The organism is Neorhizobium sp. T7_12 (genome assembly GCF_002968535.1).
GTDB classification, from domain to species: domain Bacteria; phylum Pseudomonadota; class Alphaproteobacteria; order Rhizobiales; family Rhizobiaceae; genus Neorhizobium; species Neorhizobium tomejilense.
This window is the reverse complement of the sequence record NZ_PVBK01000002.1, coordinates 425,873-448,785: the sequence shown is the minus strand read 5'-3', so window position 1 is coordinate 448,785 and position 22,913 is coordinate 425,873. Positions and strand designations below refer to the sequence as shown.

The following is a 22,913-nucleotide window of genomic DNA, read 5'->3' as shown; positions in this document are numbered from 1 at the left end:
GTACTCGTTTTGTGACCTGCCCCTCTTCACTTTCGCGACGAGTCTCTCCATATTCGCGGCATGGCCAGATCACCGAAAAAATCGCCCGCCTCGAACCCGAAAAATCACAACGGTTTCGAGGAGGCCCCGCAATCGTCGTTCGAGGGCGCGCCTCTGCAAGGCAGCGTATCCGACTGGGTGAAGCAGCTCGAGGCGGAGGCGGAAGCGTCCGGCGTCGAGACGCAGCGAGAAATAGCCTCCAAGGCCGGCAAGCATCGCAAGAGAATAGAGATCGCGGCGCGTGAGGAGGCCATCAAGGCCGCCCAGAAGAGCGCGCCGACGACGGCCAAGAACACCACTGCCTCGAAGACCGCCCGCGGCGTGTCGATCGGCGCCTCGTCGGATCCGAAGACGCGCGCCCGCGCCGGGCTCAATCCGGTCGCCGGCATGGATACGTCGCTGGAGGATGCCGAGAACCTCGCCGCCGGCGCGGTCACCGCCACGGTCGAAGCGCTGTCGGCGCTGATCGAGAGCGGCAATCCGCTGTTCAAGGACGGCAAGCTGTGGACGCCGCACCGCCCCGCCCGGCCGGAAAAGTCCGAGGGCGGCGTCACCATCCGCATGTCCTCCGATTACGAGCCCGCCGGCGACCAGCCGACCGCCATCCGCGACCTGGTGGCGGGCATCAACGACAACGAGCGCTCCCAGGTGCTGCTCGGCGTCACCGGCTCGGGAAAAACCTTCACCATGGCCAAGGTGATCGAGGCGACCCAGCGCCCGGCCGTGATCCTCGCGCCCAACAAGACGCTGGCCGCCCAGCTCTATTCCGAGTTCAAGAACTTCTTCCCGGACAACGCGGTGGAATATTTCGTCTCCTATTACGATTATTACCAGCCGGAAGCCTATGTGCCGCGCTCCGACACGTTCATCGAGAAGGAATCGTCGATCAACGAACAGATCGACCGGATGCGCCACTCCGCCACCCGCTCGCTGCTGGAGCGTGACGACTGCATCATCGTCGCCTCGGTCTCGTGCATCTACGGTATCGGCTCGGTCGAGACCTATACGGCGATGACCTTCCAGATGTCGGTCGGCGACCGATTGGATCAACGTCAATTGTTGGCCGACCTGGTCGCCCAGCAATACAAGCGCCAGGACATCAATTTCGTGCGCGGCTCCTTTCGCGTGCGCGGCGACACCATTGAAATCTTCCCGGCCCACTTGGAAGATGCCGCCTGGCGTATCTCGATGTTCGGCGACGAGATCGATGCGATCACCGAGTTCGATCCGCTCACCGGCCACAAGGTCGGCGACCTGAAATCCGTGAAGATCTACGCCAATTCGCACTACGTCACCCCGCGCCCGACGCTGAACGGCGCCATCAAGTCGATCAAGGAGGAGCTGAAACACCGGCTCGCCGAGCTGGAAAAGGGCGGCCGCCTGCTCGAGGCGCAACGGCTGGAACAGCGCACCCGCTACGATATCGAGATGCTGGAGGCGACCGGCTCCTGCGCCGGCATCGAGAACTATTCGCGTTACCTCACCGGCCGCAATCCCGGCGAGCCGCCGCCGACCCTGTTCGAATACATCCCCGACAACGCCCTGCTGTTCATCGACGAAAGCCATGTCTCGGTCAGCCAGATCGGCGGCATGTACCGGGGCGACTTCCGCCGGAAAGCGACGCTCGCCGAATACGGTTTCCGCCTGCCCTCCTGCATGGACAACCGGCCGCTGCGTTTCGAGGAATGGGATGCGATGCGGCCGCTCACCGTCGCCGTCTCGGCCACCCCCGGCAACTGGGAAATGGAGCAATCCGGCGGCGTGTTCGCCGAACAGGTGATCCGCCCCACCGGCCTGATCGACCCGCCGGTGGAAGTGCGTTCCGCCCGCTCCCAGGTCGACGACGTGCTCGGCGAAATCCGCGAGACCGCCGCCAAGGGCTATCGCACGCTGTGCACGGTGCTCACCAAGCGCATGGCCGAAGATTTGACCGAATACCTGCATGAACAGGGCGTGCGCGTCCGCTACATGCACTCGGACATCGACACACTGGAGCGTATCGAGATCATCCGCGACCTGCGCCTGGGCGCTTTCGACGTGCTGGTCGGCATCAACCTGCTGCGCGAGGGCCTCGACATTCCCGAATGCGCCTTCGTCGCCATCCTCGACGCCGACAAGGAAGGCTTTTTGCGCTCGGAGACGTCGCTCATCCAGACCATTGGGCGTGCCGCGAGAAACGTCGACGGCAAGGTCATCCTTTATGCCGACAAGATCACCGGCTCGATGCAGCGCGCCATGGACGAAACCGCCCGCCGCCGCGAAAAGCAGATGGCCTACAATATCGAGCACGGCATCACGCCGGAATCGGTGAAGGCCAGGATCTCCGATATCCTCGACTCGGTCTACGAGCGCGACCACGTCCGCGCCGACATTTCCGGCGTCTCCGGCAAGGGTTTTGCGGATGGCGGCCACCTGGTCGGCAACAATCTGCAGGCCCATCTCAACGCGCTCGAAAAATCGATGCGCGACGCCGCCGCCGACCTCGACTTCGAAAAGGCCGCCCGCCTGCGCGACGAAATCAAACGCCTCAAGGCCGCCGAACTCGCCGTCATGGACGACCCGATCGCGAGAGACGAAGCCAGGGCGGTCGAAGGCGGCAGTGGCAAGGCCGGGAACGGCAAAAGCGGAGCAAAACCTCGCCGCGAGTCCCCTTCTACCCAAGGGGGAGAAGGTGCCCGAAGGGCGGATGAGGGGGAAACCACACCCTCGACCTCCCTCTTCGCCAAACCCAACCTCGACGACATGGGCCGCGACATCGCCGAACCCGCCAAGCCATCGCTGTTCCGCAAGAACGACCTCGACGAAATGACCGTCGGCCGCACCGAAAAACCGGTCACCGGCAAGGTTCCGCCAAAACCGTCATCCTCAACCTCTCCGCCGTCATCGGCAACCTCAACGCCGTCATCCTCGGGCTTGACCCGAGGATCCACCGACGACCCTCGCCCCCTCGTGCGCGGCAAGGTCGGCGCGGGAAGTTATGAGGATGCGGGCGAGCAGAAGCGGAAGAGCCGGACGAAGGGGAAGACGGGGCGGCCTGGGCGGTAGTATGTCACTACTCCCAAGATCAGATATTCCCGTCTTTTAGACTAGAGACACTCAATATTGTGTCTAGTATTGATTTTGGATAAGGCCCACCGGTTATTTGTAATCACCTTAAGACCTTTGCAAAATATTGCGTCGCCATCGTCGGAGAAAAAATACATATCATCCTTTAAGCAAATTCGAGCCGCCACTATATCTGGATAGTCAATCAGCCCAGTTTTAACGTTCAGAAAAGCGTTTTTAATGTCAATATTTTCGTATGATTTTATTATCTCAAGATCATCAAGGAACTGACACGTAGCATCGTAAATACATTCCATAGACTGTGAAAATTCCTTTGATTTCCGATATCGTTTGAAGTCCCCAATTTGGGGATCGGAATCTTTGTCCATATCGTAATAGAGTTTAGTTAGCCTGTTTGAAAACTCGCCTAGACATTTTTCCGATGTAAATAGCTTATTCTTTTTCCCTAGATGAAAATAGATATCTGAATACGCTCTTTCACGGTCCTCAAATGCATGCGCACCATCTACAAATAGCAATACATTAGTATCAACAAATATATTAACGCCTTCCAGATTTCTTGCCGCTTCAAAACTAACTATAGTCATCCTCTACCAACCCCATACCGGCGTGAAGAAGTTTATTATATTTTTCTTTGTTGGAAAAATACTGCTTGGCGCGGTCAATTACTAACTTCAGCCGGACAAGATGCCACGATTCAGCGTCCAGCGGGGGCAACATCTTACTCCTAATGTCAGCCTCTGAAAATTCGCCGTAAAGTTGTCCAACGGCAGCGTTGAGAAACGCTGTGGTCATGCGCGTCACGCCAGAAAACGACAATTTCACCCGCTTGCCAGCATTGAAAGCATCGTAAAGCGCAAGGTAAACTCTCTGACCGTCCTCGCTTGTAACACACACTCCCGAGCCTACAATCTCCGATATCCTTATCGTAACGTCGGCCATTTCAATCACCATAGGTTTAAAGGGTCGGGAGCTTTCGCAAGCTCGTAAGTCTTTGTATCACCCGTATTGACTTCAATTGTGACCACGGTCCCCGGAAAATCTGAAGCCATCTGCTTTCGGTCGGTGACCCCATTTTGCTCCGTCCAAAATGCGTTTCCTGTCACCACAATAAACCTTCCCTGATTTAGGTTGATGAACTGGCGCAAGATTTTTAGGCCGAGACCACCGGGGATGTCTCCTATCCTAGTGGTGTTGCCATCAGCCATTGCCCAATCAATGGCTGCGGCTGCTGTTATGTTGGTGCCAAACGTACGCATGTAAGCGCCACGAATACCTATACCCCCATCCGTAATTGAGAAATCGATTCGATCATACTTTGGAAAGAATTGTCCGCACGTAAATATTTCGGTATCGAGATGGGAATGGATCGAGGCATTGATAAAAACCTCATCTAGCCCCTCGTAAATTTTACCCCGCAAAGCATCAGTCATTTGAGGAAACTTCATGCGGCGCATATGCTGCCGAATGAAGTTTGAATACTGAATCCCCTCCGCCTTCCCAAAGGAAGTGAGCGGGATCACCGTTCCGGAGTCAGTTTTTTTGTCAGACTGAAATAATCCATTTCTGGTCATGATGTCCGTTATGCGAGGTGAGGCATTGGTAAATACAACGCGGTTGCCCCTCAACTGCATCTTGCGAATGACGCAGAGGATAGCTGACGACAAATGAGCGTCAATCCAGCGAACTGCAGAAAGATCTATAGAAATATCTTCCGAATGAGCATTCAGACAGTGCAAATGCCAACGCGCGATTTCGTCAAAGCTGGCTGAATTGGTAGAAAGATCCGGAGAAGAGCGCAAAACTACTGCCATAATATTAACTCACCTTATTACTTCGAAATACGAGATCGACATAATACCCACGTAGCACTTGACTGAAGACAATTGCTAAATCTCCCTGGAAACGAAGCTTGAGGAGGATAGCACCGCGGGGCGGTGGCTGGGAATGATCTTCACAGCCTAAAGCGTTTATACAAGGGGCCTTCTTTACTCCCCTGGTGGAAAACCAAAACCGAAGGGACGTACGATATGAGCGGTGTGAGGAAACGTTATTGCTTCTTCGCTCATTGCCGCTACACATTGGCTTAACCTCTCTGTCGCACGTCTTACCTACAATACGAGAAACCATCCATGCGCATGCCGGCCATCGTCTTTGGACTGCTGTTTTCCCTGCTGGCTGCGGCCGGCGCCGAGGCGCGGGTCTACAAGTCGCCGCAGGCGCTGATCAAATCCCTTTATGCCGACACGATCGACCCGGCCGAGGACGATGCGCCCTCGCCCTATTCGGCCTATTTTTCCGATGCGCTCAACGAGAGCCTGACGGCGAATGGCGAGGCGGTGGATTTCGATCCAATCCTTGCCGGGCAGGATGGCGTCGCCAGCAATATCCAGCTTTCCCCGCCGATCGTCTTCGACAACACGGCGGAGCTGGAAGTGTCCTTCCGCAACGGCAAGCTGTCGGCAACGCTCTTCTATACGCTGGTGCGCGAAAACGGCGGCTGGAAGGTGGACGACATCGCCGACCAGTCCGGCGACGAACCCTGGAGCCTTCGCGACCTGCTGGGGCAGTAGGGAGCGGTTTGGCGCGGGCGGGGCCTCCCTCAGTCCTGTCCTTGTATCAGGAAACCAGCGGCGCCGCGCCGGTGGTGCAGGGGCCGCGTATGCCGCACCGCCCCCCGGCCACTCGCTTTGGCTCGCGGCGTTCGTCACTGCAATCGATTCACTGGATCGATTGCTCGGGCTGCGCCCGACCGTTCCTCACCCTACAAACGCCCGTTCGATGACGAACTCGCCGGGCTTGTTGTTGGAGCCTTCGACGAGGCCGGCCTTTTCGAGCAGGTCCTTGGTGTCCTTCAGCATCGCGGTCGAGCCGCAGATCATGCCGCGGTCGACTTCCGGGTCGAGCGCCGGGACGCCGAGATCGGTGAACAGCTTGCCATTCTCGATCAGGTCGGTGATGCGGCCGCGATATTTGAAATCCTCGCGGGTCACGGTCGGGTAATGCTTGAGCTTGTCCCCGACGATCTCGTGCAGGAATTCGTGGTTGTTGATCTCGTGCACCAGGTCGAAACCGTATTTCAGCTCGGCGATATCGCGGCAGGTATGGGTGAGGATGACCTCGTCGAACTTTTCGTAGGTCTCGGGGTCGCGGATGAGGCTGGCGAAGGGCGCGATGCCGGTGCCGGTCGAGAACATGTAGAGCCGCTTGCCGGGCGTCAGCGCGTCGAGCACCAGCGTGCCGGTCGGCTTCTTGCGCATCAGCACCGTGTCGCCCGGCTTGATCGCCTGCAGGTGCGAGGTCAGCGGACCGTCCGGCACCTTGATCGAGAAGAATTCGAGCTCCTCGTCCCAAGCCGGGCTGGCGATCGAATAGGCGCGGTAGACCGGCTTGTCGCCGACCATCAGGCCGATCATCGCGAACTCGCCCGAACGGAAGCGGAAACCGGCCGGCCGCGTCATGCGGAAGCGGAACAGGCGGTCGGTATAATGCTCGACGGCGAGCACCGTCTCGGCATAAACGCCGTCCGGAATCTTTGCCTGAACCTGGGCCACTGCGAATTCTTCCGTCTTTGCTGGAGCGTTCATGCCTATCGGTCTCTTCGTCTCGTCGTTCTTCGCAAAAGCGAAATATACCATCTGGTCCCGCATTTGAAGGCATCCGCGTGCCTTTGTCGCGGGCCTTTCAGAAAATATGTGCGGGAAATTCACCTTTCGGCCGGTCGTTCCCCGGCCTCAGGCCGTCACGGTGCGGCGGCGCCAGCTGTAACCCTCGCCCTTTTCGGCGTGGCGGGCCGTCGGCTGGTAGTGTTCGGCGATGCCCGGCAGCCGGCCCTCCTCGAGCCGCTTCAGCGCGGTGGCGTTCTTCACCGAAAAGCTGTCGATGCCACAGCGCAGCATCAGAGGCACCTGGTCGATCAGCACGTCGCCGACCGCGCGCAGCTCGTTCCTGTAGCCAAGCCGGTCGCGCAGCAGCGAGGCATGCGAAAAGGCGCGGCCGTCATTGAAGGCCGGGAAATCCACCGCGACGATCTCGATGCGGTAGAGATAGGGTTCGAGCTTGCGCACGTCGTCCGCCGGCCGGATCAGCACGCCGAGGCCGACATCGTTGCTCTCTTCCGCCCGCGCGATCATCTCGTCGAGCGGCAGCAGCACCTTCTGGTCCTCGGTCGCCTTCACCTCCTCGGTCTCGATCACCCAGGGGTCGTTGTCGACGAAGCCGGTTTCTCTCCAGATTCTTGGCTCCTGGGTCATCACGCCGCCTCCGCCGCAGCGCCGCCATAGAGCGCTTCCTTGAACGGCTGCGGCCCGACGCGGCGATAGGCTTCGAGGAAGGTCTCCTCCTTCGAGGTGCGAAGGCCGAGATAGGTATCGACGATGGTTTCCACCGCGTCGGTCACCTTGTTCGGCTCGAAACCGCGGCCGATGATCTCGCCGATCGAGGTGTTCTCGTCGCCGGAACCGCCGAGCGTGATCTGGTAGAGCTCGGCGCCCTTCTTCTCGACGCCCAGCAGGCCGATATGGCCGACATGGTGATGGCCGCAGGCATTGATGCAGCCGGAAATCTTGATCTTCAGCTCGCCGATCTCGGCCTGGCGCTCCGGCGACCCGAAGCGGGTGGAGATCTCCTGCGACAGCGGGATCGAACGGGCGTTCGCCAGCGCGCAATAGTCCAGCCCGGGACAGGCAATGATGTCGGTGATCAGCCCGGCATTGGCGGTCGCGAGATTATGGGCGACCAGCGCCCGGTAAAGCGGCTCGAGATCGGCCAACGCCACATGCGGCAGGATGACGTTCTGCTCGTGGCTGATGCGGATCTCGTCGAAGGCGAACTCTTCCGCCAGATCGGCGATCGCGTCCATCTGCACGTCGGAGGCGTCGCCCGGAATGCCGCCGATCGGCTTCAGCGAGATGGTCACCATGCCGTAGTCGGGATGCTTGTGCGGCTTGACGTTTTGATCGACCCAGCGGGCGAAATTCTCGTCGGTCTTTTTCCAGCCGGCAAGCTGCGGCCAGCCTTCGGCCCGGTCGGGAAGAGCCGGCGGCGCGAAATAGGCGGCGATCGCCTGGATGTCCTTCTCCGGGAGCTTCAGCTCGGTTCCCTGCAGATGGGAGAACTCCTCCTCCACCTGGCGAGCCAGTTCCTCGGCGCCGGTCTCGTGGACGAGGATCTTGATGCGCGCCTTGTACTTGTTGTCGCGGCGGCCGTGCAGATTGTACACGCGCATGATCGCGGTCGTGTAGGAGAGCAGGTCTTCCTCGGGGAGGAAATCCTTGATCTTCTTGGCGATCATCGGGGTACGGCCCTGCCCGCCGCCGACATAGACGGCAAAACCGATCTGGCCATCCTCGTTCTTCTTCAGGTGCAGGCCGATGTCGTGCACCTGGATCGCGGCGCGGTCGCGCTCGGCGCCGGTGACGGCGATCTTGAACTTTCTGGGCAGATACGAGAATTCCGGGTGGACGGAGGACCACTGGCGCAGGATTTCGGCGTAAGGGCGTGGATCGGCGACTTCATCGGCGGCAGCACCTGCGAAATGGTCGGCGGTGACGTTGCGAATGCAATTGCCCGAGGTCTGCAGCGCATGCATCTCGACGCTCGCGAGCTCGGCCAGGATATCCGGCGTGTCGGAGAGTTTCGGCCAGTTGTACTGGATGTTCTGGCGGGTGGTGAAATGCCCGTAACCGCGGTCGTATTTGCGGGCGATATGGGCGAGCATCCGCATCTGCCTGGCATTCAGCGTCCCATAAGGGATCGCGACGCGCAGCATGTAGGCGTGAAGCTGGAGGTAGACCCCGTTCATCAGGCGCAGCGGCTTGAAGGCATCCTCGGCCAGTTCACCGGCGAGGCGGCGGCCGACCTGATCGCGGAACTGCTCCACGCGGCTCGAAACAAAAGCGTGGTCGAATTCGTCGTAACGGTACATGACTTCCTCAAACTGCGATGAAGGCCGGATCGGCGGGGCGATATCCGGCAGCATATTCCATGGTCGGGCCCTGGGCACGAATACGTTCGCGAAGACGCAGCGGCCAGAGCTTGCCGTCCTGCTCCTGCACGTCGATGACGGCGACGTCAACAACCAGGTTCTGCGCAAAATCGCGCTTGCCGATCGCTTCCAGCGAGGCCACGGCCTCGGGATGGCGCGCGACGATCGCGTCCTGCAGGTTTTCCACCCATTGGCCGTTCGCATCGAGCCAGACGGCGATGCCATCGGAAAGGCGGTTGGCGGTCAGAACCTTGTCGGTCATCTTGTCTGTTCCATTTCCTCGCGAACCGGCATCTTACCATGGGAAAGCGGTTCGGACTTTTCGAAATTCGCACCGGCGACGGCTTCGCCGATGATCACCATGACCGGGCCGGAAAGATCGTCGCGGGCTTCCAGGTCCGGCAGTTCGTGAAGAACGCCGTGGAAAAGCCGGCGGTCGGCTCGGCTGGCATTTTCGATCACGGCGACGGTGGTTTCCGGGGCAAGGCCGGCGCCCATCAGCCGTTCGGCGACGGAGGCAGCAACCGTGCGGCCCATATAGACGGCGATCGTCGCGCCGGAAATCGCAAGGCTTGCCCAATCGGGCAGAACGTCGCCGGTGAGGTCATGGCCGGTGGTGAAGATCAGCGACGAGGCGACGCCGCGCAGCGTCAGCGGCAGTTCGAAATCGGCGGCTGCGGCAAAGGCGGAGGTGATGCCCGGTACGATCTCGTAAGTGACGCCGGCGTCACGGAGTGCCGCCATTTCCTCGCCAGCGCGGCCATAGACCAGCGGATCGCCGGACTTGAGGCGGACGACGCGCTTGCCTTCGCGGCCGAGCCTGACCAGCAGCCTGTTGATCTCGTCTTGGGATTTCGAATGGCAGTTCTTGCGCTTGCCGACCGACAGGCGCTCGGCATCGCGGCGGCCCATGTCGACGATCGCCTGCGGGACCAGCGCGTCATACACGATCGCATCGGCTTCCATCAGCACACGCTGGGCACGCAGCGTCAAAAGGTCCTCGGCACCCGGACCGGCGCCGACCAGCCAGACATGGCCAGCGGCGCGTCCAGTGGTCGACAGCAGCGCATTGGCCGAGCGGCGGGCGGCGGCGATATCGTTGGCATCGACGGCACTTGCGACATCGGCCGAGAAGAAGCGGCGCCAGAAGATCCGGCGCGATACGCCGCGGGGCACCAAACGTTCGGCGGCATCCCGATATTCAGCGGCCAGATGGGCGAGAACGCCGAGCGACGGCGACAGCATCTGGTCGATGCGGGCGCGGATCATCTGGGCGAGCACCGGTCCGGCACCTTCCGTGCCGATGGCGATGGCGACCGGTGCGCGGTTGACGAGGGCCGGTGTATAAAAATCGCAGAAATCCGGCTGATCGACCGCATTGGCGGGTACCTTTTCGGCGCGGGCGGCAGTGACGATCGCACGATCCAGCGCGGCATCGCCGGTTGCAGCAAACACCATCACCGCGCCCTTGACCTGATCTGCGAGCTGATCCGGCGAAAAATCCGAACGAATGGTGTTGATGCCCTGAGCGGCCAGCCAGCCGGCATAGTCCTCATCGGGTGCGGAGACGTAAGCAACGATCTCCGCATCGGTGTTGCGCAGCAGCCGGGCTTTGGCATAGGCTTCGTCGCCATTGCCGAACACGACAACGCTCCGTCCGCTGACGCGGAAGAATGCCGGAAAGACCGACAGGCGTTGTTGGCTTGGAGACATGCGGGTATCCTGAATCATATGACAGCAATATCCACAATAAGACGGCGGAATTGAAGGAATGGATATGCGAAGTGGATTGGGAGCCGGTATTTCTGTTTTACGATCAACCGGTTCTTGAGCAAAAGCCACCACAGACGATATTTCTCCAGTATTTCTGTAGACTACAGTGTTTTTTGCCCCGATCCTTTCGTTCCGCGCCATAAACTGCCTAGACACCTTGCCATAAAGAGTTCCCATGACAATCGCCGCCCGCCTTCTCGACGTCATCGAAAACGACATCCTGCCCCTGACGGAAAAAGGCGTCGCCGCCGGCAACAAGGTTTTCGGCGCGGCGATCCTCAAGAGATCCGATCTGTCGCTGGTGATTGCCGAAACCAACAACGAGCTCGAAAATCCGCTGTGGCACGGCGAGGTGCACACGCTGAAGCGCTTTTACGAAACCACACGAGATCTTCCCACCAAAGACCTGATTTTCCTCTCGACTCACGAACCTTGCACGATGTGCATGTCGGCGATCACCTGGGCCGGTTTCGACAATTTCTACTATTTTTTCAGCCACGAAGATTCGCGCGACGCCTTCGCCATCCCGCATGACCTGAAGATCCTCAAAGAGGTTTTCGGCCTGGAGCCCGGCGGTTACCGGCGCAACAATGCCTTCTGGCATTCCTACGCAATTGCCGATCTCGTCGAGAGCGAAGACGAGCCGCTCCGTGCCGGTCTCAAGACCCAGACCAGCCGGATCAAAGCCCGATATGACGGGCTTTCCGGCGTCTACCAGTCCGGCAAGGACAAAAACACCATTCCGCTCGCCTGACATCCGGCATTGAAGGACAAGAAGATGGAAACATCGAAGGATATTTCGCGGCTGATCGAGATCATGGCGGCGCTCAGGACACCCGTCACCGGCTGCCCCTGGGACCTCGAACAGAATTTTTCGACCATCAAGCCCTATACGATCGAGGAGGCCTATGAGGTCGCCGATGCGATCGAGCGTAACGACATGGACGATCTCTGCGAGGAGTTGGGCGACTTGCTGCTGCAGGTGGTCTTCCACGCCCGCATGGCCGAGGAAGCCGGCGAATTCTCTTTCGGCGACGTCGTCCAGGCGATCACCAAAAAGATGATCCGCCGGCATCCGCATGTCTTCGCCGTCTCGGATGCCGCGACGCCGGACGCGGTGAAAGTGCAGTGGGACGACATCAAGACTGAGGAGAAGCGCGAGCGAGCCGAACGGCGGGCGCATCGCGGCATTACCGAGGATTTCAAGCTCGGATACCTTGGAAGCGTCCACCGCGCCCAGCCTGCGCTGACCGAGGCGCTGAAGCTGCAGCAGCGGGCGGCAAAGGTCGGCTTCGACTGGTCGGCGGCCGAACCGATCCTCGACAAGATCGAGGAGGAGATCGGGGAACTGCGCGAAGCTCTGCGCAACGGAAACCAGGACAAGGTTACCGACGAACTCGGCGATCTCATCTTCGCGCTGGTCAATATCGGCCGGCATGTGAAAGCCGATCCGGAAGAGGCGCTTCGCGGCACGAATACAAAATTCAGGCGACGGTTCAATTATATAGAAACATCTCTTCAACAATCGAATGAGACGCTGGAAGCTGCCACGCTGGAACGCATGGAAGAGCTCTGGCAGGCGGCAAAGGCGATCGAGCGGCAGATCGGCTAGGAGGTGTGGAGCTTTATTTGAGTCATAAGATTGTTACGGCGAGCGCGATCACGGCTCGATAGTTACGGGCAGTCTTTATCATATCTCGTGGCAACGCGGCGAAACTGTTTGAGCTTGGACAAGCAGCATTCGATCGGGTGGCATTGGGCATAAAGTTGTTTGTCGACCGGATATTTCTGGGCGCGTGATGGGTTATTCGGAAGGATTCCGCACGGCAACGGGAAATGGAGTCAAGTCTCGCGCAAGTTGTTTCCATCTAGGGTAGTGGCGCTGGAATCACCGGCGCCACCATTTCACGCAGGAGGACGATCCATTGGTTGCCTTGACAGCTTTGTTTACAGCGACGACCGATTATCGGCAGAACCTCCGTTCGCCGCCACCGTCCGCTTCCGCTCAATCTCGCGAAGAAAGAGATCAGAAAGTCAATGCTGCAATCGCGAACGGTGCCTCGCAGAACGAGCTGAAAGCCGCCCTCATGGAGGCGGCATTTAATCGCTACAGCGAGGAGGAGCTCGTTGCGGACGAACAGCGGATCGAAACGGCGGAAGTCCTCAAAGCGCGATTACGGGAGGGTATCGACGACCCGGAAGAAGCTCTGAAAGCCAAGGCGGCCCTCGTGGCGCCCGGGCCCTGGTCCGATGAGGAGAAGCTGAAGCTCGCGCGATCCCTGGAAGCGAGTGGCCAATTGGACGGTCTGGTGAGTGAACGGCTTGCGCAACAGAGAATGCGCACCAGAAGAGAAATGCAGGTCAATTTCGTTACGATCGAGGAGCTGAAAAACCAGGATCATTCCGGCTGGACGCCTGATCCGGAAATATGGAAACCGGGACCGCAGGGGGTGGGCTGGGTTTTTGCCCTGTCGAGAGAGGAGCTCATTGCAAGGGGCATTCTAATCGAGCCAACCGCGGAAATGATGGCCGATCTCGCGGCGCTCAAGACGAACGCAGCGCAGGAGCTTGCCGACCTGCGGGCGCGGAGCGAAACAAATCCCGATCTCTACGCCCCTGTCGTGAAGAACAACGTGATCAACGAGGTCAACGTTGCGACCCTTCTCAAGGAAGATATCAGACCCCGGATCGACTATATCAGCCTGCTGATCCGCAGCGGCGAGGCGGACAAATATCCGTTTCAGGCAGGCTATGGCGACAGAACGACGACCTCGGCTACCGAATATCTGTTCTGGCTTCAGGAACGGTCCATGGAGCTTCAGGAAGACGGGACGTATTTGCCGGGAATGTTCCCAGGGGCCGGCGCTTGAAGACTATCTTCGAACGTGATCTTCGCACCTTAGCCAAGGTCCATGCGGCGTCTCATTTCCAAGTCGCAGGAAACTACGTTTCCTGCGTCCGTGTAGCTTAAGAGTCCACACTGCCTGGCGGATATATCCATCCCGCAAGCGGCAGGGAGGCAACCGCTCCCGATCCCGAAGAATTGGCGTCACCCGCAGCGCAGAACGGAGCGCCGAGTTATCAGGCTATCCGCTCGGTGGCCGCGAGTCTTGCCGCCCGGCCCTGGAAAAGGCGGTTGAGCGCCCTCCGTGAGGGTTTCTCCACGAGGTAGAAGCTCGCCAGTGCGGTCGCCACGGCGGCCAGAAGCAGTATTGGGGTCGGTGCCGCGCCCTCGCGGTAAAGCTTGTAGAAGGGCTGCTGCCATAGATAAAGCGAATAGGACCACAGTCCGGCATAGGTGAGCACCTTGGCCGACAGCATCTTGCGGAACACCGGCGCCGCGCTGTCGATCGTGGTGATCGATAGTGCCAGCATGACGGTCGACAGGCCGAAGGAGAGGACGTGAAACGGCATCCCCTTCGCCACGACCGCAACCAGCAGCGCCAGCGGCGAAACCCACCAGGGAGCCTGGCGGTTGCGCAGGAACAGCCAGAGACCGCCGGCAATGAATATGCCTGCCACGGAGACGTCGCTGCGCCAGTGGGTATAGAGAACGCTTGCGCCGAGTTCCGTGCGGATGATGCCGTTCAGCATGGCCGCAGCGCCGAGTGCGACGATCAGAGCCCCGACCGGAAACAGTCTGCGGCGCGACAGGAAGGCGACGCCCGCCAGAAGAACATAGGCATGTTCTTCGACGCATAGCGACCACAGGTGATCAAGCAACGCCACCGGATGGGTATAGACCATCGCGTAGTTGATCGTGAACGTCAGCGCCAGCAATGCCGCGACAGGGCCGTGCGAAATCTCGGTGCCCTGGAAGGCAAGGGTCGTGATGACGACGAACGCGAAGAGCGCCGGATAAATTCTTGAGAAACGCCTGAAAAAGAAGGTCGGCAGTTCTGCCCGCTTGACGAACAGAATTTCCGACATCAACCGCCCGGACAGAACGAAAAACAGGTCCACCCCGAAGGTACTGACGCCAGGCCAGAAATCATCGATCCAGAAATGGCCCACTATCACGAAGAGTACCGCAATACCTCTCCACCCATCCAGGTAGTCCAGGTGTGCTCCGGTCTCTTCCCTCGGTGGATTTTGTATCATCGCGAAACCCGTTTTTGCTGGCCCGCGGATGATAATACCGCAAGAATCGTGGCCGTCCTCGTCGGCTCATGTTGCACCGCAAAAAACCGGCAACATCATGACGCTGCCGGCAAGTGCGAAGTTGCGCCCAGAGCGCTCCTATCGTTCCCAGTCTTCCTTGTCCGGTTTCAGGCCATTACCGAGCTTGCGCTCCAGTTCGGCTGCCTCGGCCTCGGACATGCGGACATCCAGGGTGACGGAGCCGTCCTCGTTGTCCTCGCGGCCGTCGACGACGGAATTGCTGTAGACCCAGGAGACGAGGCCGAGCTTTTCCGGCGGAATGGTGATCGAGGTTTCTGTGAGAACGCCGGAGAGACGTTTCGAGATCTCGTCCATCAGGGGCTCGACGCCCTCGCCCGTGATCGCCGAGACCGCCATGACGTTCTCGCGGCCGATGGCGCGTTCGGCGATCGCCTCATGGGCTTCCGGGTCGAGCCGGTCGATCTTGTTCCAGACCTCGATGATGCGGGCGGCCGCTTCCTTCTCGTCGATGCCGAGATCGGCAAGGATGTGCATGACGTCGCCGGCCTGAGCGGCATTGTCCGGATCGGACATGTCGCGCACATGCAGGACGAGATCGGCTTCCAGCACCTCTTCCAGCGTGGCGCGGAAGGCGGCGACAAGATGGGTCGGCAGATCGGAGATGAAGCCGACCGTATCGGAGAGAATGACCGTACGGCCATGCGGCAGCTTCATGCGGCGCAGCGTCGGATCGAGCGTCGCAAACAGCATGTCCTCGGCAAGCACGCCGGCGCCGGTGATGCGGTTGAACAGCGTCGACTTGCCGGCATTGGTATAACCGACCAGCGCCACGATCGGGTGCGGCACCTTGCGGCGCTTGGCGCGGTGAAGCTGGCGGGTGCGCACGACCTGTTCGAGCTCGCGCTCCAGCTTGACGATGCGTTCCTGAAGCAGCCGGCGGTCGGCCTCGATCTGGGTTTCGCCGGGGCCGCCCATGAAGCCGGCACCACCGCGCTGGCGTTCAAGGTGGGTCCAACTGCGGACCAGGCGGCCCTTCTGGTAATTGAGATGCGCCAGATCGACCTGCAGCGTGCCTTCCTTCGTGGAAGCGCGGCGGCCGAAGATCTCGAGGATCAGGCCGGTCCGGTCGATGACCTTGGCCTGCCATTCCTTTTCGAGATTGCGCTGCTGCACCGGGGTCAGCGGATGATCGACGATGACGAGGCCGGCGTCGTGCTCGTCGAGCAGCGCCTTGATTTCCTCTATCTTGCCGCTGCCCATCAGCGTCCCCGGGCGCGGCTGGCTGATCGGTACGATCAGCCCCTGTACGATCTCCAGGTCGATTGCCTTGGCAAGGCCGATCGCCTCTTCGAGGCGGGCTTCGTTGGAGCGCTGCGGCGCGGGTGCCTGGCTAGAGTCGCCCTGCCCCGCCTTCGACCGTGCCTGCTTGAGGACCGGCACGATGACGAGTGCGCGCATATCGTCCCGGCGCTTTTCAGCCTCCGGGACCATGGATTCTTTAGACGTATCGCGATTTGAAATCTGTTCTGTCCTGTTAGGCCGCATTCTCTTCGGTTTCGAACATCTGCATGGGCTGGCCCGGCATGATGGTCGAGATCGCGTGCTTATACACGAGCTGAGAGTGGCCGTCACGGCGAAGCAGGACGCAGAAGTTGTCGAAAGAGGTCACGACACCTGTCAGCTTGACCCCGTTGATCAGGAAAATCGTCAGGGAAATCTTCTGCTTGCGAACGGTATTAAGAAATAAATCCTGCAGGTTCTGAGAACGTTCCGCCATAGCGCCGCTTCTTTCTTTTTTGCCGGCCCGGAGCCGGATCATGATCAAGCTTGATAAAAGACAAGCGGAAAGCGCCCCGTGCTTTCCCTTCCCCGATGTTTGACTATCAAATCGCCGTCTTTTCCGCAACGTCGAAAAAGGTGTCGCGTATACTTGACGATACCGTGCCCGGATGGCCATTGGCCACCGGCTTGTTGTCGATTTCGACGATCGGGACGCAGATCCCGGTGGCGGAGGTGAAAAAGACCTCGCGCGCCGCCAGCATCTCTTCCGTCTTGAACTCGCGCTCGACCACCTTGAGCCCGAGCTTTTTGGCGACATCGATGAGGGTCGTGCGGGTGATTCCCTTGAGGATGCCGTGTTCGGCCGGCCGGGTGACCAGCTCGCCATCCCGCGTGACGATCCAGACGTTCGAAGAGGCACCTTCCATGACGATGCCGGAACGGTCGATAAAGATGGCGTCCTGAGCGCCGGCCTCCTTCGCCTGCTGCTTGGCAAGCACGTTCGGCAACAGGCCGACCGTCTTGATGTCGACGCGGTCCCAGCGGTTCTCAGGCAGGGTGATGACCTTGATACCACTGGCATATTTTTTTGCGGCGGCCGAAGGATCGGTGCTCTTGGCGGTGATCGTGACGGTCGGCGGCGTGCCCTCGGCCGGGAAGTAGTGGTCGCGTCGGGCAGCGCCGCGGGTTACCTGCAGGTAGAAGATGCCGTTCTTCACCCGGTTGCGGCGGAGAACTTCTCGGATGACGAAGGTGAGTGCCGCGCGGCCCATCGGCGCGGCCATCCTCAGTTCACCCAGCGACCGGTCGAGGCGGTTGAGGTGGCGGGTCAGGTCGACGATCATGCCGTGGCGCACTTCGCAGACCTCGTAGACGCCGTCTGCGAACTGGAAGCCGCGATCCTCCACATGCACCGCGGCGTCGGAATGGCGAACATATTGTCCGTTCACATAGGCAATTCTCGACATCGATATCCCCTGCTCTTTTCGGAAATGCTGGTCAGAAATACTGGATGGAAACGCGGAAAAGCTGCTCCACATGGCGCACGGCTTCGGCGGTGGCAAAGAGCACGACCCGGTCGCGCGCCTTGATCTTGGTATCGCCGTTCGGGCGGATGACGGCCTCGCCGCGGTAGATCGCGCCGACACGGATACCGTCCGGAAGGTCGAGCTCGCGGAACGGCCGGCCGACCAGCGGCGAGGTTTCGAGCGCCTCGGCCTCGATAATCTCGGCAGCGCCGTTCTGCACCGCATAGACGGAACGAATGCGGCCCTTGCGGACATGCTGGAGCACGCGCGAGATCGTTACCGCACGCGGGTTGATCTGCGCGTCGATGCCGAGCGCGTCGGTGACCTGATGGAACGAGGTGGAGTTGATCAGCACGAGGTTCGACTTGCAGCCGAGCGATTTCGCCAGGACCGCGCCAAGGATGTTGATCTGGTCGCTGTTGGTGAGGGTTATCATCAGGTCGGTATCCTGGATATCGGCCTGGGTGAGGATATTCTGGTCGAGCGCCGAACCGTGCAGCACGATCGTATTGCGCAGCTGCTCGGAGACGACCAGCGCCCGCTCGCGGTCGCTCTCGATGATCTTCAGCCGCGTCCTCGGCTGGTGTTCCTCGATAGTGCGGGCGACGTAATATCCGATATTGCCGCCGCCGGCGATGACGATGCGGCGGGCCTCCTGCTCCTCGTGGCCGAACAGGCCGAGCGTGCGGCGGATGTGTTCGCGCTGGCAGATGACATAGGCGAGATCGCCGACTTCGAGCTCATCGGCGGAGCGGGCAACGGTCAGGACGCCGCCCCGGACGATGCCGACCACGGTTGCCATCAGGTCCGGAAAGAGATCGGAGAGCTGGTGCAGGGGCGTGGCGACGACCGGGCAGTCCTCCATGCACTCGATCGCCACCATGGTGATGTGATCGTCGGCGAACTTTACGACATCGGTGGCGCCGGGAAAGGAAATGCGCCGCAGCACCATCTTGCCGACCTCGATTTCCGGCGAGATCGTCACGTCGATCGACATGTTTTGGCGGCTGAAGAGGTCGGCATATTCCGGCTTCAGATAGTTCTGGGCGCGGATGCGGGCGATCTTGGTGGGCACGGAAAACAGGGCATGCGCGACTTCGCAGGCAACGATGTTGACCTCGTCATAGAGGGTCACCGCGATGATCATGTCGGCGTCTTTGGCGCCCGCCTTTTCCAGCACGTCCGGATGAGCGCCGTGGCCGACGTAGCCCTTGACGTCGAGCGTCTCGGTGATCGCAGCGATCAGCGTCGCCGAGGTATCGATGACGGAGACGTCATTGTCCTCTTGGGCGAGCCGCTCGGCAATGCCGTAGCCCACCTGTCCCGCGCCGCAGATGATCACCTTCATATGTCAAACACCGAGCGATTTGAGCTTGCGGTGGAGTGCCGAGCGCTCCATGCCGACGAATTCCGCGGTGCGGGAAATGTTGCCTCCGAAACGGTTGATCTGGGCGATCAGGTAGTCGCGCTCGAACATTTCGCGGGCCTCGCGCAGCGGCAGCGTCATGATGTGGTAATCGCCCTTGGCGGAAACCTTCGGCAGCATGTCGCCGAGATCGGTCGGCAGCATGTCGGCGGAAATCGGCGAATCCGGACCATCGGAGCGGGCAAGGATCATCAGCCGTTCGATATTGTTGCGCAGCTGGCGGATATTGCCTGGCCAGTCATGGGCCTGGAGGACGGCCATGGCATCCTCGCCGATCTTGCGGGGGCGGATGCCGGCCTGTTCGGAAATCTGGCGCATGAACATGTCGACCAGAAAAGGAATGTCCTCGCGGCGTTCGGCCAGCGCCGGCACCTTGACCGGCACGACGGCGAGACGATGGTACAGGTCCTCGCGGAACGAACCGTCGGCGATCAGGCTTTCGAGATTGTAGGCGGTCGACGAGATGATGCGAACATCGACCTTGACGCGCTTCGAACCGCCGACGCGCTCGAACTGTTGATCCACAAGCACGCGAAGAATCTTGTTCTGCGTCTCGCGCGGCATTTCGCCGACTTCGTCGAGATAAAGGATGCCGCGATGCGCCTCCTCCAGTGCGCCGATCTTGCGCGCCTGGCCGGGAGCGCCCTCGGTACCGAAAAGTGCCATCTCCATGCGATCAGGCGTGATCGTCGCAGCGTTCAGCGCCACGAACGGACCGGTCACGCGAGACGAACGCTTGTGGATCATCCGTGCCACCAGTTCCTTGCCGGAGCCGGAGGGGCCGAGGATCATCACGCGGCTGTTGGTGGGCGCGACCTTCTCGATCGTCTGGCGAAGCTGCGAGACGGCAACCGACGTGCCGACCAGCTCAGCCGCGTCGCCGGTGCGCTTCTTGAGTTCGGTCACCTCGCGCTTCAGCTTGGAGTTTTCGAGCGCCCGCTCGGCGATCAGGATCAGCCGGTCGGCCTTGAACGGTTTTTCGATGAAGTCGAAGGCGCCGCGCTTGATCGCCGAAACAGCGGTCTCGACATTGCCGTGGCCAGAGATCATCACGACGGGCAAATCGGGGTGCCGGCTCTTGACCTCGTCGAGCAGCGCCAGACCATCCAGCCTGGAGCCCTGCATCCAGATATCCAGGAAAACCAGCCGCGGCACGCGATCGGATATCGCTGCCAGCGCGCTGTCGCTATCGTGGGCCGTGCGGGTTTCATGGCCCTCATCGGACAAAATACCTGAAACGATATCGCGAATATCCGCCTCGTCATCTACGACCAGAATATCAGACGCCATAAGCCAATTCCTTGTTATTATCCGTTCCCGGCACCGCCACCTGTTCGAGATGCGGCAGCAGCACCCTGATCATGGCGCCCTTGCCATGATCGAAATCGGCGGGAGCATCGTGCAGTTCGAGCTGCCCGCCGTGTTCTTCAATGATCTTCTTGACGATGGCGAGCCCCAGACCCGTGCCCTTGTCGCGCATGGTCATGTAGGGCTCGAGGATGCGGTGCCGGTTTTCGGTCGGCAGGCCGCTGCCGTTGTCGATAATATCGACGACATAGGTGTCGCGCTCCTCGTCATAGACCGAGCGCACCTTGATCTTGCGGCCGTCGCGCTCCTGATCGCTCGGGACCGCCTCGATCGCCTCCACGGCGTTCTTGATGAGGTTGCCGAAGGCCTGGCCGAGCATGCGCGCATCGAACATGCCCTTCAACGGCTCGTCGCCAAGCTCGCGGATGAAATCCACATGGGTCGTGCCCATCTCGCGCAGGAAGATCGCGTCGCGCAGGATATCGCGCAGGTCGGCCTCTTCCTTGGCGGGTTTCGGCATGCGGGCAAAGGAGGAGAATTCGTCGACCATGCGGCCGATATCGCCGACCTGGCGCACGATCGTATCGGTGCACTGGTCGAAGACGGCGCGGTCGTCCTCGGCGATCTGCTTGCCGTAGCGACGCTTGAGGCGTTCGGCCGAAAGCTGGATCGGGGTGAGCGGGTTCTTGATCTCGTGGGCGATGCGGCGGGCAACGTCCGCCCAGGCGGTCGAACGCTGGGCGATGACGAGATCGGTGATATCGTCTAGCGTCACCACATAAGAATCGTGCGCGGCGCGCTGTTCCTCGCGGGTGACCTGAACCGACAGCGTCCGCTCCTTGCCGCCGCGGATCAGGTTCACCTGCTTACGGAACTCGCCGCGCGCTCTGGTGCGCGCCTCGGTGAGGACGTGGTCAATCTCGGGCGCGACATCCTCAAGCTTCTCGCCCATCAGCTGTTCGGCGGGAACGCCAAGGAAATGCTCCGCCGACGGATTGACGATGGTAATGCGGCGGTCTTCCTCGACGCCGATGACGGCGGCGGTGACACCGGACAGCACCGCCTCGATGAACCGGCGGCGGTCGTCGACTTCATCCTTGGCCTCGAGTATCTCGTCGCGCTGGCTGCGGATCTCCGAAATCATCTTGTTGAAAGTGCGCGACAGGCTGCCGACGTCACCGTCGGCGGCGCGCACCGGCACGACGACATTGAGATTGCCGGTCGCCACGCTGTCGGCGGCGCTGATCAGCAGCCGGATCGGCCGGACGATGCGGTCGGCGACCGCGATCGCCGTCCAGATCGCCGCGAGCAGCACGATCAGCGCGAAGCCGAGATAGAGCACCGCAAAGGCGATCTGCAGCGATGTGCGGCCGGCTTCCATCGCCTGGTATTCGGCGGTGTTCTCCTCCATCAGCCGCATCGCCGAGATGACCTTCGGGTCGACGGCGCGGATCGTATAGAGATAGGAGCCGGGAATGGCGTCGAGCTTGATGACGGCGCCAACGAGGTTGGTGACGCCTGGCGGGATCAGCGTCGGCTGGCCGGCCGCCGCCGTTTTCAGCGCATCCTCCGGGATCGCCGGCAACGGCTTTTCCGTCTTGATGTCCGCCTGGACGATCGCCTGACCGTCCTCGCGCACCAGGAAGGCTCCGAGCATCCCGCGACCCCGCGCCTGGCGGGTCATCAAGTCCACGAACCCCGTACGGTCGAGATAGAACATCGGCCGGTTGCGCTCGAGGTCGTTCGACATCGACACGGTCTGACCCTGAAGATAGCTGGCGTTCTCGAGCATATAGGCGCGGGCGACGTCCTGGGACGACTGCACGATCGACTGCGTCCGAAGCGAGAACCAGCGATCAAGGCCGACATTGAGCGTGAGGCTCGCGAAAATCGCCACCAGAACTGCCGGCGTGATCGCCACGATCGAAAACAGCACGACGATGCGGACATGCAGGCGGGCGGCGGCACGGCCGCGGTTGCGCGCCTTCACCAGCCGGACGATCTCGCGGGCGATCAGATACATCAGGCCGAGGATGAAAAGCGAATTCAGCGCAGCCGAGGCGATCACGACATTGGTGGTCGGGGCGATCGGCGTCAGGCCGAGCAGGATGAACAGCGTCACCGACGCGCAGATCAAGGCTCCGCCGGCGAGCAGAAGGCCGGGGAGCGCAAACGACGCGCGCCGATCCTGCACTGACACCGCTGGCTCGTCTTCGGCCATCGGCGCTGTTACGCCTTCCGTCATCGAATCCACTCCGATCCCCAAAACCCTCGCGGGAGATCGATCCAACCCGGTCAGACCGGGCGAAGCGACAGCCACTTTCCAGAAAAGGGCTGGCCTACCCCCATCGACGGCCGCCACTCCGTCGAGCATTCACCAAACCCT

At 60.7% G+C, this 22,913-nt stretch carries 20 protein-coding genes and 1 pseudogene; 5 read left to right on the top strand and 16 right to left on the bottom strand.

Translation table 11 applies throughout. The annotated features are described in order from the left end of the window. Positions 1–60: 60 nt before the first annotated feature. Positions 61–3,084 carry an excinuclease ABC subunit UvrB gene (uvrB, locus tag C5J26_RS08160; RefSeq protein ID WP_105401280.1) on the top strand — a complete coding sequence of 1,008 codons (3,024 nt, stop codon included), beginning with the start codon at positions 61–63 and terminating at the stop codon, positions 3,082–3,084. A gap of 41 nt (positions 3,085–3,125) precedes the next feature. Here uvrB and C5J26_RS32585 read toward each other — a convergent pair whose 3' ends face one another. From C5J26_RS32585 to C5J26_RS08145, 3 genes are read right to left on the bottom strand one after another with little or no spacing between them, the layout of a single operon-like run. Then, entirely contained in the window at positions 3,126–3,692 is a 567-nt protein-coding gene (locus C5J26_RS32585) for a hypothetical protein (RefSeq protein ID WP_172745782.1), read from the bottom strand. Next, positions 3,679–4,047: an STAS-like domain-containing protein gene (locus C5J26_RS08150; RefSeq protein WP_172745781.1), complete on the bottom strand. Its 369-nt coding sequence runs from the start codon at positions 4,045–4,047 to the stop codon at positions 3,679–3,681. Before C5J26_RS08150 ends, C5J26_RS32585 begins: the two co-directional genes overlap by 14 nt. Positions 4,048–4,052: 5 nt before the next feature. Then, on the bottom strand, positions 4,053–4,919 hold the full coding sequence (locus C5J26_RS08145) for an STAS domain-containing protein (RefSeq protein WP_172745780.1): 867 nt from the start codon (positions 4,917–4,919) through the stop codon (positions 4,053–4,055). Between the two features lie 318 nt (positions 4,920–5,237). On the opposite strand from C5J26_RS08145, the gene C5J26_RS08140 reads away from it, so the two are divergent. Next, positions 5,238–5,678 carry a DUF3828 domain-containing protein gene (locus C5J26_RS08140; RefSeq protein WP_046637679.1) on the top strand — a complete coding sequence of 147 codons (441 nt, stop codon included), beginning with the start codon at positions 5,238–5,240 and terminating at the stop codon, positions 5,676–5,678. A 186-nt stretch (positions 5,679–5,864) separates the two neighbouring features. Here C5J26_RS08140 and C5J26_RS08135 read toward each other — a convergent pair whose 3' ends face one another. From C5J26_RS08135 to cysG, 5 genes are all read right to left on the bottom strand, one after another. Continuing rightward, positions 5,865–6,692: a ferredoxin--NADP reductase gene (locus tag C5J26_RS08135; protein WP_105401448.1), complete on the bottom strand. Its 828-nt coding sequence runs from the start codon at positions 6,690–6,692 to the stop codon at positions 5,865–5,867. 147 nt (positions 6,693–6,839) lie between these two features. Next, entirely contained in the window at positions 6,840–7,358 is a 519-nt protein-coding gene (locus C5J26_RS08130) for a DUF934 domain-containing protein (protein ID WP_105401276.1), read from the bottom strand. Beyond that, positions 7,358–9,031 (bottom strand): nitrite/sulfite reductase, encoded by a 1,674-nt coding sequence (locus tag C5J26_RS08125; RefSeq protein ID WP_105401275.1) that lies wholly within the window; start codon positions 9,029–9,031, stop codon positions 7,358–7,360. Before C5J26_RS08125 ends, C5J26_RS08130 begins: the two co-directional genes overlap by 1 nt. Before the next feature lie 7 nt (positions 9,032–9,038). Further along, positions 9,039–9,353, bottom strand: coding sequence for a DUF2849 domain-containing protein (locus C5J26_RS08120; protein WP_105401274.1), 315 nt, complete (start codon positions 9,351–9,353; stop codon positions 9,039–9,041). Then, the gene (cysG, locus tag C5J26_RS08115; protein ID WP_105401447.1) at positions 9,350–10,804 is read right to left on the bottom strand and encodes a siroheme synthase CysG; all 1,455 of its coding nucleotides are present in this window, start codon (positions 10,802–10,804) and stop codon (positions 9,350–9,352) included. The genes C5J26_RS08120 and cysG overlap by 4 nt, the downstream gene beginning before the upstream one ends. Positions 10,805–11,039: 235 nt before the next feature. Between cysG and C5J26_RS08110 the strand changes: the two genes are divergently transcribed. Together C5J26_RS08110 and mazG are read left to right on the top strand one after the other, a co-directional pair. Then, positions 11,040–11,618, top strand: coding sequence for a deaminase (locus C5J26_RS08110; RefSeq protein WP_105401273.1), 579 nt, complete (start codon positions 11,040–11,042; stop codon positions 11,616–11,618). Between the two features lie 24 nt (positions 11,619–11,642). After that, positions 11,643–12,476, top strand: a complete 834-nt coding sequence (gene mazG / locus C5J26_RS08105) for a nucleoside triphosphate pyrophosphohydrolase (protein ID WP_105401446.1) — start codon at positions 11,643–11,645, stop codon at positions 12,474–12,476. 22 nt (positions 12,477–12,498) lie between these two features. Here mazG and C5J26_RS08100 read toward each other — a convergent pair. Next, a pseudogene (locus tag C5J26_RS08100) lies at positions 12,499–12,682 on the bottom strand (IS5/IS1182 family transposase); the annotation flags it as partial. A 107-nt stretch (positions 12,683–12,789) separates the two neighbouring features. Here C5J26_RS08100 and C5J26_RS08095 point away from each other — a divergent pair. After that, positions 12,790–13,734 carry a hypothetical protein gene (locus C5J26_RS08095; protein WP_172723853.1) on the top strand — a complete coding sequence of 315 codons (945 nt, stop codon included), beginning with the start codon at positions 12,790–12,792 and terminating at the stop codon, positions 13,732–13,734. A gap of 211 nt (positions 13,735–13,945) precedes the next feature. Here the strand turns inward: C5J26_RS08095 and C5J26_RS08090 are convergent, their stop codons facing one another. From C5J26_RS08090 to C5J26_RS08060, 7 genes are all read right to left on the bottom strand, one after another. Next, positions 13,946–14,965: an acyltransferase gene (locus tag C5J26_RS08090; RefSeq protein ID WP_105401271.1), complete on the bottom strand. Its 1,020-nt coding sequence runs from the start codon at positions 14,963–14,965 to the stop codon at positions 13,946–13,948. Between the two features lie 138 nt (positions 14,966–15,103). Further along, on the bottom strand, positions 15,104–16,477 hold the full coding sequence (gene hflX, locus C5J26_RS08085; RefSeq protein WP_206051164.1) for a GTPase HflX: 1,374 nt from the start codon (positions 16,475–16,477) through the stop codon (positions 15,104–15,106). Between the two features lie 43 nt (positions 16,478–16,520). Continuing rightward, positions 16,521–16,763, bottom strand: a complete 243-nt coding sequence (gene hfq / locus C5J26_RS08080; protein ID WP_007757453.1) for an RNA chaperone Hfq — start codon at positions 16,761–16,763, stop codon at positions 16,521–16,523. Between the two features lie 106 nt (positions 16,764–16,869). Beyond that, complete coding sequence (locus C5J26_RS08075; protein WP_105401270.1) at positions 16,870–17,733, bottom strand: D-amino-acid transaminase; 864 nt, start codon at positions 17,731–17,733, stop codon at positions 16,870–16,872. 31 nt (positions 17,734–17,764) lie between these two features. After that, positions 17,765–19,141 carry a Trk system potassium transporter TrkA gene (gene trkA, locus C5J26_RS08070; protein WP_046669312.1) on the bottom strand — a complete coding sequence of 459 codons (1,377 nt, stop codon included), beginning with the start codon at positions 19,139–19,141 and terminating at the stop codon, positions 17,765–17,767. Between the two features lie 3 nt (positions 19,142–19,144). Then, a complete protein-coding gene (locus C5J26_RS08065) occupies positions 19,145–20,509 on the bottom strand; it encodes a sigma-54 dependent transcriptional regulator (protein ID WP_105401269.1) in 1,365 nt (454 codons plus the stop codon). Continuing rightward, on the bottom strand, positions 20,499–22,772 hold the full coding sequence (locus tag C5J26_RS08060) for a PAS domain-containing sensor histidine kinase (protein ID WP_105401268.1): 2,274 nt from the start codon (positions 22,770–22,772) through the stop codon (positions 20,499–20,501). Before C5J26_RS08060 ends, C5J26_RS08065 begins: the two co-directional genes overlap by 11 nt. Positions 22,773–22,913: the final 141 nt, after the last annotated feature.